Origin of the sequence: Streptomyces botrytidirepellens (assembly GCF_003721215.1) — a bacterium.
In the GTDB taxonomy this organism is placed as follows: domain Bacteria; phylum Actinomycetota; class Actinomycetes; order Streptomycetales; family Streptomycetaceae; genus Streptomyces; species Streptomyces himastatinicus.
This window is the reverse complement of sequence record NZ_RIBZ01000083.1, coordinates 1-15,352: the sequence shown is the minus strand read 5'-3', so window position 1 is coordinate 15,352 and position 15,352 is coordinate 1. Positions and strand designations below refer to the sequence as shown.

At 71.9% G+C, this 15,352-nt stretch carries 3 protein-coding genes and 2 pseudogenes; 2 read left to right on the top strand and 3 right to left on the bottom strand.

Annotated elements, in window-relative coordinates; all coding sequences use genetic code 11:
* Positions 1 to 94 precede the first annotated feature (94 nt).
* The 3 genes from EEJ42_RS05980 to EEJ42_RS05970 all read right to left on the bottom strand — a co-directional run bounded on the left by EEJ42_RS05980 (position 95) and on the right by EEJ42_RS05970 (position 2,552).
* A complete protein-coding gene (locus EEJ42_RS05980) occupies positions 95 to 319 on the bottom strand; it encodes a DUF5988 family protein (RefSeq protein WP_123098929.1) in 225 nt (74 codons plus the stop codon).
* Positions 320 to 331: 12 nt separating this feature from the next.
* On the bottom strand, positions 332 to 1,072 hold the full coding sequence (locus EEJ42_RS05975; protein ID WP_484421998.1) for an AfsR/SARP family transcriptional regulator: 741 nt from the start codon (positions 1,070 to 1,072) through the stop codon (positions 332 to 334).
* 661 nt (positions 1,073 to 1,733) lie between these two features.
* Positions 1,734 to 2,552 (bottom strand): SAM-dependent methyltransferase, encoded by an 819-nt coding sequence (locus EEJ42_RS05970; RefSeq protein ID WP_123098927.1) that lies wholly within the window; start codon positions 2,550 to 2,552, stop codon positions 1,734 to 1,736.
* Positions 2,553 to 2,795: 243 nt separating this feature from the next.
* Here EEJ42_RS05970 and EEJ42_RS54540 point away from each other — a divergent pair.
* Together EEJ42_RS54540 and EEJ42_RS54535 are read left to right on the top strand one after the other, a co-directional pair.
* Positions 2,796 to 5,384 (top strand): annotated as a pseudogene (locus tag EEJ42_RS54540) (type I polyketide synthase); the annotation flags it as partial.
* A pseudogene (locus EEJ42_RS54535) lies at positions 5,367 to 15,352 on the top strand (beta-ketoacyl synthase N-terminal-like domain-containing protein); the annotation flags it as partial. The pseudogenes EEJ42_RS54540 and EEJ42_RS54535, both read left to right, overlap by 18 nt.

The window sequence follows — 15,352 nt, the reverse complement described above, 5'->3', positions numbered from 1 at the left end:
TGTCCGGCCGAGGGGCCTGTCCCGCCGAGGGGGCGCCGGACCGTTGGAGAGGCGGTCCGGCGCCCCCTCGGCGGAGGTTTCCGAGCTCCGGCGGCTACTCGGCGATTTTGGTGCGCATGATCCAGCGAAAGACCGCCGGGACGAGCTCGCCGTCGACGAGTTCGAAATGCTCGTACCCGTTGCGGTGCTGGATTTTGAGCTTCCGGGTGGCAAGGGACGACCGGCCGGTCCGATGCGCCCGGGGGAGATCGTCCGGTCCCCCCTCGAGGATGACCTCGATCGGGGTGCCGTCGGGAAAATACGTGCTCTGTTCCGTCACCTGTTCACCTCTTTACGCGGGAACGTGGAGTTCGAGCCGGTCATCCGAGGTGAGGATGGCCCGCTGCATGTCCTGAAGGGCCCGGCACGGTTCGAGTCCGAGTTCCTCGTTGAGCGTCTTCCGTGCCGCCTGATACACATGCAGGGCGTCCGCCCGGCGGCCGCAGCGGTAGAGCGCCAGCATCAGCTGACGGTGCAGCGCCTCCCGCAGCGGATGCTCGGTGGTCAGCTGGTACAGATCACTCACCAGCTCACGATGACGACCGAGCATCAGACGCGAATCGGTCAGCATCTCGACACATTCCAGACGGGCTTCCTTCAGCCAGGTCTGAAAACCCTCGAGAATCGGTCCGTGGCACACATCGTCCAGCAGCGGGTCGCGCCAGAGATCGAGCGCGCTTTCGAAACTGGCCGTGGCCTGCTTGTAGCGCCGCTCCCTGAGGTGATCGCGCCCCTCGCCCACCAGTCGTTCGAAACAGTGGAAGTCGAGATCATCGGATCCCAGACGCAGGACGTATCCCGGGGGACGGGTGAGAACCGGGCTTTCGTTCTGGTGGGGCCGGCGCAGGAACTTGCGAATCTGGGAGACGTATACATGAAGGCCCGCGATCGCCCGGCGCGGCGGGTCCTCCCCCCAGATCTCCGTGATGAGCTGGTCGATCGGGACCACCTGATCCGCGCGGACCAGGAGGACGGTCAACAGGACTTCGATCTTCCGTGCCCTGATGGATAATTTGCGCCCCTCCTCGACCACACGGAGGGGCCCCATGATCTCATATCGCACTGCTTGCCCCGTCCGAGTCGCCGATGCGTGCGGTCATGGGACAGTCGGCGCCGTTGCCGGAAATCCCCGCGAGATTCTTCGTGTTTTCGTGTCCGCCCGGGGGTGGTGCCTGTCTACTGGAGGCGAACGAATGTGCGGGCCCGCGTCGCGTACGTACCGCCGAGCCGCCCGCCTGTGGGAAGTGGACCGGCTGTTTGTTGCCGCACGGGGACGGACAGTGCTGCCGGTTCCGCTTACTCACGTCGTTCGCGACTGCCATTACTCACCCCTCTTTATCACGGACCTGCCGGTGATTCAGAAACCGCGAATCCGCAGTTCACTGCCCCTGGCAGGCGTCCTTCGTCCTAAGCGAGTCCTATGACTACCCGCCTCACCTAGAATCCGGATACATAAGCCCTTGAGGCGCCCCCTCGCGCAATGGCGCGCAATTCGATACCGTGCGGAAGATCAGAGTCCGGATATCGTCGGCCTCGAGTAGCGCGGTCAGCGAATGAGAATACGCTGATCGAGTCGGCGGGTTCAAGCACGACATGCCGAAACCCGCTTCCTCTCGGGCCCGTTGATGAGAAGTGGATAATTGCAGGACTTCGGGGGCCGGTTGCCCCGTGGAAACCGGCCCCGAAATCCTTGGTCAAAGCTTGTGGGCCACCACGATCGCACAGCCGGCACTGGGCACGGTGGGCAGCGCCGACTTGGCGGCGTCGAGCACCTCCTGCACGCTGACCCCGTGCCGCTCCTCGAACTCCCGGCGGCACTTCAGAATGCCGTCGATCATTCGGTTGGCGGTGTCCTTGGTGTGCTCGGTGACGTCCGTCAGCTCGTCCAGCACCAGCCCGGCGTCGCTGATCAGGCCGGGCCAGTCCTGGAGCCGGGTCAGCGAGGTGACCACGCCGGGATCGTTCTCCGGCTGATAGCCGCCCTCGCTCTGGCTCGGCGCGGTCACATCCGTCAGCACCAGCCGGCCGCCGGGCGCCAGCACCCGAGCCATCTCGCGCAGCGCCGTGGGCCGGTGCATGTGGTTGATGGATTCGAATGCGAGTACGGCGTCGAACGACGCTTCCCCGAAAGGCATGGCCATGGCATCGGCGTATTGGAACGACACCTGGCCGGACATGTCCTCGGCGAGCGCCGCTTCCGTCGCCTGCTTGACCTGAAGCTCGCTGATGGTGATTCCCAGAACGCCGGCCCCGGTCGTCGACGCCACCCGCAGCGCGGGCTTGCCGATGCCGCAGCCCACATCGAGAACCCGGTCTCCCGGCCCCACCCGCAGCCGTTCGACGAGCAGATCGGTGAAGCGGTCCGTCGCCTCCCGCACCGAGCTGGTGTCGGAGGGGCCGTCCCAGTAGCCGAAGTGGAAGTTGTCGTCCCACGCCATCTGTAGCAGCGGTCCGAGCGAACTGTAGTAGTCCGACACCTGGCCGCCTGGCGGCGCGGGTGATGGGGATGTCATGGCACTCCTCCTGTGTGCTCGGCGCTCCGGTCGGCCGTCAAGTGGCCACAAGGTCCACCTGCTCAGCGATGGTCCGGGGTTCCGGTAACGCGTCTCTAAAGTCACCGGCCGCGGGCTTTTGGTCTGCCTTTAGAACCGCGCCCCACGATGGGCCACGTGCTCGCACCGATCATCAATCCGGAGCGGGAGTGCCTCCCATGACCAACGACATCCCTGCCTACTTCGAGCGCCGTACGTGGTGTGATGGCTAGCGCCCCGCCCACCCGGCCACCTCAGCCCGCGGAGCCCATCGCCGTCGTGGGAATGGCCTGCCGACTGCCCCACGCACCCAGCCCGGCCGCCTTCTGGCAGCTGCTGCGGCAGGGCCGCCACGCCATCACCGCGATGCCCGCCGACCGCCGTCACCCCGGCTCCCCGACCGAGCCGGTCGCTTCAACCGAGCCGGTCGCTTCGGCCACCGGCTGGTCCGGTGGATTCCTGGACCGGGTCGACACGTTCGACGCCGCGTTCTTCGGCATCCCGCCGCGCGAGGCGGTGGCCATGGACCCCCAGCAGCGGCTGATGCTCGAACTCAGCTGGGAGGCCTTCGAGGACGCCGGAATCCGCCCCGAGACGTTGAAGGACACCGCCACCGGTGTGTTCGTCGGCGCGATCTGGGACGAGTACGCGGCCGTGCTGCGCCGCCACCGGCCCCTCGCGAGTACCCGGCACGCCATGACCGGCGTGCACCGCAGCATCATCGCCAACCGGATCTCCCACGGATACGGGCTGCGCGGCCCGAGCCTCACCGTCGACACCGCGCAGTCCTCGTCGCTGGTGGCCGTCCACACCGCCTGCGAGAGCCTGCGCCGCCACGAATGCACCCTGGCGCTGGCCGGTGGCGTCAACCTCATCCTCACCGAGGAGAGCATGGAGGCCGCCGCGGCCCAGTTCGGCGGACTCTCCCCGGACGGCCGCTGCCACACCTTCGACGCCCGCGCCAACGGCTTCGTACGCGGCGAGGGCGGCGGCGCCGTCCTGCTCAAGCCCCTCGCCGCGGCGGTGCGCGACGGCGACCCTGTGTACTGCGTGATCCGCGGCAGCGCCCTCAACAACGACGGCGCCACCGACGGCCTGACGACCCCCGACCCGGTGGCGCAGGAAGCCGTGGTGCGGCTCGCCCACCAGCGCGCCGGAACCTCACCCGGCGAGGTCCAGTACGTCGAACTGCACGGCACCGGTACGCCCGTCGGCGATCCGGTCGAGGCCACGGCGCTCGGCGCCGCCCTCGGCAGCGCCCGTACGGAGGACGACCCCCTGCCGGTCGGCTCCGCCAAGACCAACGTCGGCCACCTGGAGGGCGCCGCCGGGATCGTCGGACTGCTGAAGTGCGTCCTCAGCATCACCCACCGGCAGCTCCCGCCCAGCCTCCACTACACCACCCCGAACTCGCGCATTCCGCTGGGGGGCCTCGGGCTGCGCGTCCAGGACGAACTCACCGCGTGGCCACGCCCGGACCGGACGCTGCTCGCCGGAGTCAGCTCCTTCGGCATGGGCGGCACCAACTGCCATCTGGTGCTCGCCGAACCACCCGCCCCCGCGGCGGCCACCGCCCCGCCCCTGGTTCCGCCCGTCGTCCTGTGGCCGCTCTCCGCCCGGACCCCCGCCGCGCTGTGCGCCCAGGCCGCACGGCTGCGCGACCACCTCGCCGCCCACCCCGGCGCCGAGCCCGCGGACATCGGCCACGCCCTGGCCACCACCCGGACCGCCTTCCCCCACCGCGCCGTACTCCTCGGCGACGGCCACCACCCCGACGAGCTGCTACGCGGGCTCGACGCGCTCGCGCAGGGCACCCAGAGCGCCGGACTCGTCCGGGGCCGGGCGGCCGGAGGAGGGCTTGCGCTGCTCTTCAGCGGTCAGGGAAGCCAACGCCCCGGCATGGGCCGTGACCTGTACGCCGCGCACCCCGTCTTCGCCGACGCCCTGGACGAGGTCTGCGACACCCTGGTCCCGCACCTCGAACTGTCCCTGCGCGACGTCATGTTCGCCGAGCCCGGCACACCGCGGGCGGCGCTCCTGGACCGGACGTCGTACACCCAGCCCGCGCTGTTCGCCATCGAAGTCGCCCTCCACCGGCTGGTGGCCTCCTGGGGGCTGAAGCCCGACCACGTGACGGGGCACTCGGTCGGCGAGATCGCCGCGGCACACGTGGCCGGAGCGCTCTCCCTCCCCGACGCCTGCGCCCTGGTGGCCGCCCGCGGCCGGCTCATGCAGGCGGTCGCGGCGGACGGCGCCATGGCCGCGTGGCAGGCCACCGTGGACGAGGCCACCGAACTGCTGGCCGGGCGGGAGGACCGGATCGGCATCGCCGCCGTCAACGGGCCTTCCTCCGTCGTGGTCTCCGGAGACCGGGACACCGTCCACGACACCACCGCCGTTTGGCGGGAGCGCGGCCGCAAGGCGCGTCTGCTGAAGGTCAGCCACGCCTTCCACTCCCCGCACATGGACGGGATGCTCGACGAACTGCGTGCCGTAGCCAGCGATTTGGACGTCGCCGTACCGGCCATTCCCGTCGTCTCCAATGTGACCGGCCGCGTCGCCACCGCCGAACAGCTCGCCTCCCCGGAGCACTGGGCCCGCCACGCCCGCGACGCGGTGCGCTTCGCCTCAGGAATGCACACCCTCCGCGCGGCGGGCGTCACCACGTACCTCGAACTCGGCCCCGACGCCCAGTTGACCGCCATGGCCCGCGAATGCCTCGCCGAGCGCCCCGGCCCCGAAGATGGTCGCGAAGACGGCCCCGAGGACGGCCCCGAAAGGCCGCGCCCCCTCACTGTGGCCGCTCTGCGGCGCGACCGGCCGGAGGTGCGCACCTTCGCCACCGCCATGGCCGAGGCCCACGTCCGCGGCACCGCCCTCGACTGGGAGCAGGTCTTCGGCGGACACCGCTCCCGGACGGTCGGCCTGCCGACGTACGCCTTCCAGCGGGAGCGCTATTGGCCCGGGGAGCAGCCCGCGCCCCCGGCCACGGAAAGCGCGGCCGCCGAGTCGCCGCCGACCGGGCGGCCGGCGGAGCTGACGGGCGCGGAGCGCGACCGCGCCCTGCTGGAGACGGTGCGCGACGCCGCCGCCATCGTCCTCGGACACCCCGGCCCGGACGCCATCGACCCGGCCCTCAGCTTCAAGGACCTGGGCTTCGACTCCCTCGCGGCCACCGAACTGAGCGACCGGCTGAGCGAGGCCACCGGCCTGCCCCTGCTCGCCACGCTCACCTTCGACCACCCCACGCCGCTGGCCGTCGTCGCCCATCTGCGCACCCGCCTCGGCCGGACCCCGAACGTGCTTCCCCCTCCGACCACGCCACCGGCCACCACACCCCTCACCGACGACGATCCCATCGCGGTGGTGGCCATGAGCTGCCGCTACCCCGGTGGCGCCGACACACCGGAAGCACTGTGGCGGCTGCTGGCCGAGGGCGTGGACGCGATCGGTGAGTTCCCGGCGGACCGGGGCTGGGACCTGGCGGGGCTCTTCGACCCGGACCCGGACCGNCCGGGGCTGGGACCTGGCGGGGCTCTTCGACCCGGACCCGGACCGCCCCGGCACCAGCTACGCCCGCGAGGGCGGATTCCTCTACGACGCGGCGCGCTTCGATGCCGAGTTCTTCGGCATCAGTCCGCGCGAGGCGCTGGCCACCGACCCGCAGCAGCGGCTGCTGCTGGAGACCGCGTGGGAGGCGTTCGAGCGCGCGGGCATCCGTCCCTCCGCGCTCCAGGGCAGCTCGACCGGTGTGTTCGTCGGGGTGACACCCCAGGACTACGGTCCACGGCTGCACGAGGCCCCTAAGGGGCTCGACGGCCATCTGCTGACCGGCAGCACGCCCAGCGTGGTGTCCGGACGGATCGCCTTCACCTTCGGCCTGGAGGGCCCCGCGGTGACGGTGGACACCGCGTGCTCGTCGTCGCTTGTGGCGCTGCATCTGGCCGCCCAGGCGCTACGGCATGGGGAGTGCCGCATGGCCCTGGCGGGCGGAGTGGCCGTGATGGCCGCCCCGGGCATGTTCACCGGCTTCTCCCGTCAGCGCGGCCTGGCACCCGACGGCCGGTGCAAGCCGTTCGCGGCGGCAGCCGACGGCACGGGCTGGGGCGAGGGTGCCGGACTGGTGCTGCTGGAGCGGCTGTCGGACGCGCGACGCGACGGCCACCCGGTGCTGGCACTGATCCGCGGCTCCGCGGTGAACCAGGACGGCGCGTCCAACGGACTGACGGCGCCCAACGGGCCGTCGCAGCAGCGCGTGATCCGCCAGGCCCTGGCCGCCGCCCGGTTGACCCCGTCCGAGGTGGACGCGGTGGAGGCACACGGTACGGGCACCACGCTGGGCGATCCGATCGAGGCGCAGGCCCTGCTCGCCACGTACGGACAGCAGCGGTCCACGAACCGGCCGCTGTGGCTGGGATCCATGAAGTCGAACATCGGCCACACCCAGGCGGCCGCCGGGGTGGCGGGCGTCATCAAGATGGTGATGGCGATGCGGCACGGACAGCTGCCCGCCACCCTGCACATCGACGAGCCCAGCCCGCACGTCGACTGGGCCGGCGGCAGCGTGCGCCTGCTCACCGAACCGGTCGCATGGCCGAACGGCGAACATCCCCGCCGCGCGGGCGTCTCCTCCTTCGGCATCAGCGGAACCAACGCCCATGTGATCCTTGAACAGCCCCCCGCGCTGGATACCGCGACCGGCGCCCTGCCCGAGGACGGGCCCACGCCCTGGGTGCTGTCGGCACGTAGCGCGGAGGCGTTGCGCGGGCAGGCCCGTGCGCTGACCGCCGCGCTGGACACCGAGCCCGGCGCGTCCGGCGCGTCCGGCGCGTCCGGCGCGTCCGACGCTTCCGCGGCTTCCGCCGTGGAGGTGGGCTGGTCGCTGGTCACCACGCGGTCGGTGTTCGCCCACCGGGCGGTGCTGGTCGGCGAGGACCGCGACGCGCTGACGGCGGCGGCCCGGGCCTTGGCGGCCGGTGAAAGCCACCCGGGCCTCGTGGGCCCCGGGACGGCGGCTCCCGGAACCGCGATGGCGGGCGGCCCCGGGCCGGTGCTGGTGTTCCCGGGGCAGGGGTCGCAGTGGCAGGGCATGGGCGCCGAACTCCTCGATACGTCCCCCGACTTCGCGGCCCGGGTGGCCGCATGCGAACGGGCACTGACGCCGTACGTGGACTGGTCACTGACGGATGTGCTGCGCGGCACCGAGGACGCGGCCGATCTGCGCCGGGTCGATGTGGTGCAGCCCGTGCTGTGGGCCGTGATGGTCTCGCTGGCCGAGGTGTGGGCGCGGTACGGGGTGCGCCCGGCCGCCGTCGTGGGCCACAGTCAGGGCGAGATCGCGGCGGCTGTGGTGGCGGGGGCGCTGTCGTTGGAGGACGGCGCGAAGGTGGTGGCCCTGCGCAGCCGGGCGCTGTGCCGACTGGCCGGCGGTGGCGCCATGGCCTCGCTGGGACTGGGCCGGGAGGCGGCGGCCGACCTGCTGGCCGAGCTGGGAGACCGGGCCTCCGTGGTCGTGGTGGCGGTGGTCAACGGGCCCGGATCCACGGTCGTGTCCGGACCGCCCGGGCAGGTGGCCGCCGTGGTGGCCGCATGCCAGGAGAGGGCGGAGCGCGCCCGGTTGATCGAGGTGGACTACGCCTCCCACAGCCCCCAGGTCGACGAGATCGCGCAGGAGCTGACCCACCTGCTGGACGGCGTCCGTCCGGCCGCCTCCGCCGACACCGGTGTGTCGTTCTACTCGACGGTGACCGGCGGCCGCGCCCAGCCGTCCGACCTCGACGCCGGCTACTGGGTGCGCAACCTGCGGGAGCAGGTGCGGTTCGCCGACGCGGTCGACGCGTTGCTGGCCGATGGCCATCGCGTGTTCATCGAGGCCAGCACCCATCCGGTGCTGACCATGGGGATGCGGGAGTGTTTCGAGGAGGCGGATGCCGACGCCGTCGCCGTACCGACACTGCGGCGTGACCACGGTGGCCGGGCGCAGCTCATGCGCGCGCTGGGGCAGGCGTTCACCGCCGGGGTGGACGTCGACTGGGCCGCTCTGTTCCCGGCCGACCCGCCACCCCGTACCGTCGACCTGCCCACCTACGCGTTCCAGCGCGAACGGTACTGGCTGGACACCACCACCTCGCGCGGCGGCGATCCCACCCACCTCGGCCTTGCCTCCGCCGAGCACCCCCTGCTGGGCGCCGCCGTGGAACTCGCCGACGGCAGCGGCCTGATGCTGACCGGGCGCATCTCCGCGCAGGCACACCCCTGGCTGAGCGAACATGTGGTGGGCGGCGCGGCGCTGGTGCCGGGCGCCGCGCTGGTGGAATGGGTGCTGCGCGCGGGCGACGAAGCCGGTTGCGGCGAGGTCGAAGAGCTGGCGTTCCGGGCGCCTTTGTCGCTGCCCACCATGGGTGGCCTGTGCGTACAGGTGGCGGTGGGCGCCCCCGCCGACGACGGACGGCGCGACGTACGCGTGTACGCCCGCCCGGACGGCGGCGGCGCCCCCGCTGCGTGGACGTGCCACGCCACGGGCGTCCTGCGCCCGTCCGCACCGGACGAGCAGACGGCCGAGCCCGGGGCATGGCCACCGGCCGGGGCGCGGCCGGTGGCGACGGACGGGCTGTACGAACGGATCGCCGTCTCGGGCTATGCGTACGGCCCTGCCTTCCGGGGCGTACGCGCGATGTGGCGTGACGGCGCCGACGTCCTGGCCGAGGTGGAACTGCCGGAGCCGGCCGGAGAACCGGGCGGCTACGGCATCCACCCGGCCCTGCTGGACGCGGCCCTGCAACCGGCTCTGGTGACCGACCACGAACCGGTCGACGAGCGCCTGTGGTTGCCGTTCACCATGAGCGGCGTGGCGCTCTGGGCGGCCGACGCGACCACCGTACGCGTCCGGCTGTCCCCGCACCGGCAGGGCGCGGACGGCGAGCGCGCGATGCGGGTGGCCGTGTCCGATGCCACGGGCGCGCCGGTGCTCACCGTCGACGCGCTCGTGATGCGCCCGGCCGCCCCCGAGCAGCTGCGGCCCTCGAACAGCGACGGCGCGGCCGAACGCACGACGCCGGGCTTACGGGGTGGCGTACGGGTCGGGCGGCGGCGCTCCGCGGCCGCCGCGGCCGGTGCGCGGTCGGCCGACTGGACCGCACGGCTGAGGGGACTGTCGGCGGCCGAACGGCAGCGGGCGGTGCTCCACCTCGTCCGCCAGCACGCCGCCACCGTGCTGGGACACGCCGACCCCGACGCGGTGCACACCGAGGCCAGCTTCAAGGAGCTGGGCTTCGAGTCCCTGACCGCCGTCGAGCTGCGCGACCGCCTCGCCGCGGCCACGGGATTGCGTCTGCCCGCGGCCCTCATCTTCAGATATCCGACCCCGGAGGGCATCGCACGCCACTTGGTGCAGCGGCTTTCCCCCGAAGGCAAGGTCCCGACGCAGAAGTCGACGGATGCGATGAATATTGCGGAAAGGCTGGAGTCCGCGTCCGCGGATCAGGTTCTTGACTTTATTGACAACGAGCTTGGTGTGTCCTGAATGTACCGGGCGCGACGATCGCTGAAGGCCGGGTGACCCCTAGTGGCGAACGAAGAGAAGCTGGTCGAGTATCTCAAGCGGGTCTCCGCTGATCTGCACGATACGCGGCAGCGTTTGCGTGCGGCGGAGGAGCGCGTCCAGGAGCCGGTGGCCGTGGTGGGCATGGCCTGCCGCTTCCCGGGCGGGGTCACGTCCCCTGAGGAATTGTGGGACCTGCTCGGCGCGGGCGTGGACGCGATCGGGGACTTCCCCACGGACCGCGGATGGGATCTGGAAAACCTGTACCACCCCGATCCCGAGCATTACGGCACCAGTTGCGTCCGCCAAGGCGGGTTCGTCGAGGCCGACCAATTCGACGCCGCTTTCTTCGGGATCAGCCCGAGGGAGGCGCTGGCGATGGACCCGCAGCAGCGGCTGGTGCTGGAAATCGCCTGGGAGGCACTGGAACGGGCCGGAATCGACCCGGCCGCCCTGAAAGGCACCCGCACCGGCGTCTACACGGGCGTGTCCAGCCAGGACTATCTGGCCCGGGCCCCGCGGATTCCCGAGGGCTACGAGGGATACGCCCTCACGGGCATGCTCACCAGCATCATCTCGGGCCGGGTGGCCTACACCTTCGGTCTGGAGGGCCCGGCGGTGACCGTGGACACCGCGTGCTCCGCCTCCCTCGTGGCCATCCACCTCGCCTGCCAGGCGCTGCGCCAGGGCGAATGCACCCTGGCGTTGGGCGGCGGCGTCACCTCGCTCGCCACCCCCGTCATGTTCACCGAGTTCACCCGGCAGCGGGCGCTGTCCCCGGACGGCCGCTGCAAGTCCTTCGCGGCCACCGCGGACGGCACCGGATTCTCCGAGGGCGTCGGCCTGGTGGTGCTGGAACGGCTGTCGGACGCGCGGCGCAACGGACACCGGGTGCTGGCGGTGCTCCGAGGGTCGGCGATCAACCAGGACGGCGCCTCGAACGGCCTGACCGCGCCCAACGACGTCGCCCAGGAACGCGTCATCGGCCAGGCGCTCGCAAGCGCCCAGCTGACGCCGGGCGATGTGGACGCGGTGGAGGCCCACGGCACCGGTACGAAGCTTGGCGACCCGATCGAGGCCGAAGCGCTGATCGCCACGTACGGCCAGGACCGCCCCGCCGATCGGCCTCTCCTGCTCGGGTCGTTGAAGTCCCAGATCGGGCACACCCACGCGGCCGCCGGTGTGGCGGGTGTCATCAAGATGGTGACGGCCCTGCGGCATGAGGTCCTGCCCGCCAATCTGCACCTGGACGAGCCGACCCCGCACGTGGAGTGGGAAGGCAGCGGAGTACGGCTGCTGACCGAACCGACCGCCTGGCCCGACCTGGACCGGCCCCGCCGGGCGGCCGTGTCCTCCTTCGGGGTCTCCGGCACCAACGCCCATGTGATCCTCGAACAGGCCCCGGAGCCGCCCGAGCAGGCTGAGCCGCGGCCTGTTGAGGGTGTGGTGCCGTGGGTGGTGTCGGCGCGGAGCGCGGAGGCGTTGCGGGGTCAGGCGGCGGCGTTGGCGGCACGCGTGGCTGATGCGGAGGTGGCGCCTGCCGAAGTGGGCTGGTCGTTGGTGACGACGCGCTCGGTGTTCGAGCACCGTGCGGTGGTGGTGGGTGAGGACCGTGCGGAGTTGGTGGCGGGGGTCGAGGCGCTGGCGGCTGGAGAGGCGCATCCGGGTGTGGTGTGTTCCGGCGGTGCTGCGCCGTTGAACGGTGGTGCGGGTCCGGTGTTGGTGTTTCCGGGGCAGGGGTCGCAGTGGGTGGGGATGGGTGCGGGTTTGCTTGATACGTCGCCGGTGTTCGCGGCCCGGGTGGCGGAGTGCGAGCGGGCGCTGTCGCCGTATGTGGACTGGTCGCTCTCGGATGTTCTGCGCGGCACCGAGGGTGCGGGTGATCTGGGCCGGGTGGATGTGGTGCAGCCGGTGTTGTGGGCGGTGATGGTGTCGCTGGCGGCGGTGTGGGCCGAGCACGGCGTGAAGCCTGCGGCGGTGGTGGGCCATAGCCAGGGTGAGATCGCGGCGGCTGTGGTGGCGGGGGCGTTGTCGTTGGAGGACGGTGCGAAGGTGGTGGCCTTGCGGAGCAGGGCGCTGCGCAAGCTGGCTGGTGGCGGTGCGATGGCGTCGCTGGGTTTGGGGCACAAGGAGGCTGGTCGGCTGCTGTCGGGGCTGGGTGGTCGGGCTGCCGGGGTGGGTGTGGCGGCGGTCAACGGGCCGTCGTCCACGGTGGTGTCGGGCCCGCCGGAGCAGGTTGCCGCGGTGGTGGCGGCATGCCAGGAGAACGGTGATCGCGCACGGCTCATCGACGTGGACTACGCCTCGCACGGCCCCCAGGTTGACGAAATCCACGAAGAGCTGGTGCGTCTGCTGGAGGGCGTCCGCCCGATCGACATCTCCGGTACGGAAACCGCCTACTACTCCACGGTGCACGGTCACCGCATCGACACCACCGGGCTGGACACCGCGTATTGGGTGACCAACCTGCGGGAGCGCGTACGCTTCGCCGACGCGATCGAGGCGCTGCTGCTCGACGGGCATCGCGTGTTCATCGAGGCCAGCACCCACCCCGTGCTCACCGTCGGCATGCAGGAGACCTTCGAGCGGGCGGGCGTCGACGCGGCGACCGTGCCGACGCTGCGCCGCGACCACGGTGGTCAGGACCAGCTGGTGCGTTCCCTCGCCCAGGCGTTCAACGCGGGCGTCCCCGTGGACTGGACGACCCTGTTTCCGGCCGACCCCACCCCGCGAACGGTGGATCTGCCGACGTACGCCTTCCAGCACCAGCGGTACTGGCTCGACGGCCTCACCGACCGCGGCGCCGACCCCACCGACCTCGGCCTCGTACCCGCCGGGCATCCGCTGCTGAGCGCCGCCGTGGAGCTGGCGAACGGCGGCGGCCGGCTGCTGACGGGTCGGCTTTCGGCACGTACCCATGCGTGGCTCGGCGAGCACGTGGTGGCGGGCGCGGTGCTGGTGCCCGGTGCGGCCCTGGTGGAGTGGGCGTTGCGGGCCGCCGACGAGGTCGGCGCAGGTGGCGTGGAGGAACTGGCGCTCCAGGTCCCGCTGGTGCTCCCGGAATCGGGCGGACTGCGCCTCCAGATCGTGGTCGGGCCGCCCGGGGCCGACGGGCGGCGCGAGGTGCACCTGTACTCCCGTCCCGAAGGAGACGCCGACTCCACGGCCGGGTGGGTGTGCCATGCGGAGGGTGTGCTGGGCCCGGCCCCGGAGCGCGAGGGCGAGGGTGTGGCGGATGGGCTCGGCGGAGTATGGCCCCCAGCAGGGGCGGAGCCCGTGGCGCTGGAGGACTTCTACGCACAGGTCGCGGCCTCGGGGTATGCGTACGGCCCGTCCTTCCAGGGGCTGCGCGCGGTGTGGCGCGACGGGGCGGACCTGCTGGCCGACGTGGTGTTGCCGGAGGCCGCGGGCGAGCACACCGGGTTCGGTATCCATCCGGCGCTCCTCGACGCGGCGCTGCACCCCGTCCTGCTGACCGACCAGAACACGACGGACACGGTGTGGCTGCCGTTCACCTGGAACGGGGTGTCGCTTCGAGCCCAAGGGGCGACCAGCGTACGGGTCCGGCTGTCCCCTCGGGAGTGCGACGACGCGAGCGAGCGGACCGTACGGGTGACGGTGGCCGACGCGGTGGGTGCCCCGGTGCTGAGCGCCGACGCGGTGGTGCTGCGCCGGGCGAGCGAAGAGCAGCTGAGGAGCGCCCACGTCCCGGGCTCGGACGGCCTGTTCGCGATGGACTGGACTCCGTTGCCCCTCACGCCGGACGGCAGCGACGGCGCCACGAGTTGGGTGGCTCTGGGAAGCGAGGCCACCCCGGATCTCGACTCGTTGATCGCCGCGCTCGACGGTGGCACACCGGCTCCTTCGGTCGTCCTGGCGTATCGGCCCGCGGGCGACGTGTCGGCCGATGTCGGTGCCATGGCGGCCGACGGGCTGGCATCGGCGGAGCGGATCCTGAAGCTGCTCCAGGACTGGCTGGCCGAACCACGGCTGGCCGAGTCCCGGTTGGCGGTGGTGACGCGCGGAGCCGTACCCGCCGGTGACATCGGGAACGTGGACGTGCCCGCGGCCGCGCTCTGGGGTCTGGTGCGCAGCGCGCAGGCGGAGAACCCGGGCCGGTTCCTGCTGCTCGACCTCGAACCGAACACACCCGTGGCGGACAACGGCATTGTGCTGAACGCCGTACGGCGGGCCGTGGAGGCGGACGAGTCGCAGGTGGCGCTGCGCGCCGGGCAGGTGCTGGTGCCGCGGCTGGTGCGGGCCGTCGGAAGCGGCGGTGACGGCGGTCTGGTGCCCCCGGCGGGACAGTCCGCGTGGCGGCTCGGGGCCGTCGTCACCGCGACCGTGGACAGTGTGCGGCCCGTGCCGTGCCCGGAGGTGCTGGAGCCCCTGCGCGCCGGTCAGGTACGCATCGCGGTGCACGCGGCAGGCGTCAACTTCCGTGACGCGCTGATCGTGCTGGGGATGTACCCGGGCGACGCCGTGTTCGCGGGCAGTGAGGGCGCGGGTGTGGTCCTGGAGACCGGGCCGGGAGTGACGGACCTCGCCGTGGGCGACCGGGTGATGGGTCTCTTCGAGGGCGCCTTCGGCCCGCTGGCGGTGGCGGACGCGCGGACGGTTGTCCCGATCCCCTCCGGCTGGACCTTCCAGCAGGCGGCCGCGGCGCCGGTGGTGTTCCTCACCGCCTGGTACGGGCTGGTCGAGCTGGGCGGACTGCGGGCGGGCGACTCGGTGCTGATCCATGCCGCCACCGGTGGCGTGGGTACGGCGGCGGTGCAGATCGCCCGCCACGTGGGTGCGGAGGTCTACGCCACGGCTTCCCCTGCCAAGCACGCGACCTTGGAAGCCATGGGCATCGACCAGGGACACCGCGCCTCGTCACGGGATCTGGACTTCGAGCAGGCCGTGCGGGAGGCCACGGGTGGTCGCGGCGTGGATGTCGTGTTGAACAGCCTGGCAGGGCCCTTCGTGGACGCCTCCCTGGGGCTGCTGGCCGATGGTGGTCGGTTGCTGGAGATGGGGAAGACGGACATCCGCGATCCGGAGCGGATCGCGGTCGAGTATCCCGGGGTGCGGTACGAGGCGTACGACCTGATCAGCGACGCCGGGCCGGAGCGCATCGGCCGGATGTTGCGCGAGTTGAATGGTTTGTTCGCGTCGGGTGATCTGGTGCCGCCTCCGGTGCGGTCGTGGCCGTTGTGCCGGGCGCGGGAGGCGTTGCGGTATCTGAGTCAGGCGAAGC

Coding starts and splice junctions, on each gene's coding strand:
- EEJ42_RS05970 (WP_123098927.1), bottom strand. CDS start 2,552: ATGACATCCCCATCACCCGCGCCGCCAGGCGGCCAGGTGTCGGACTAC.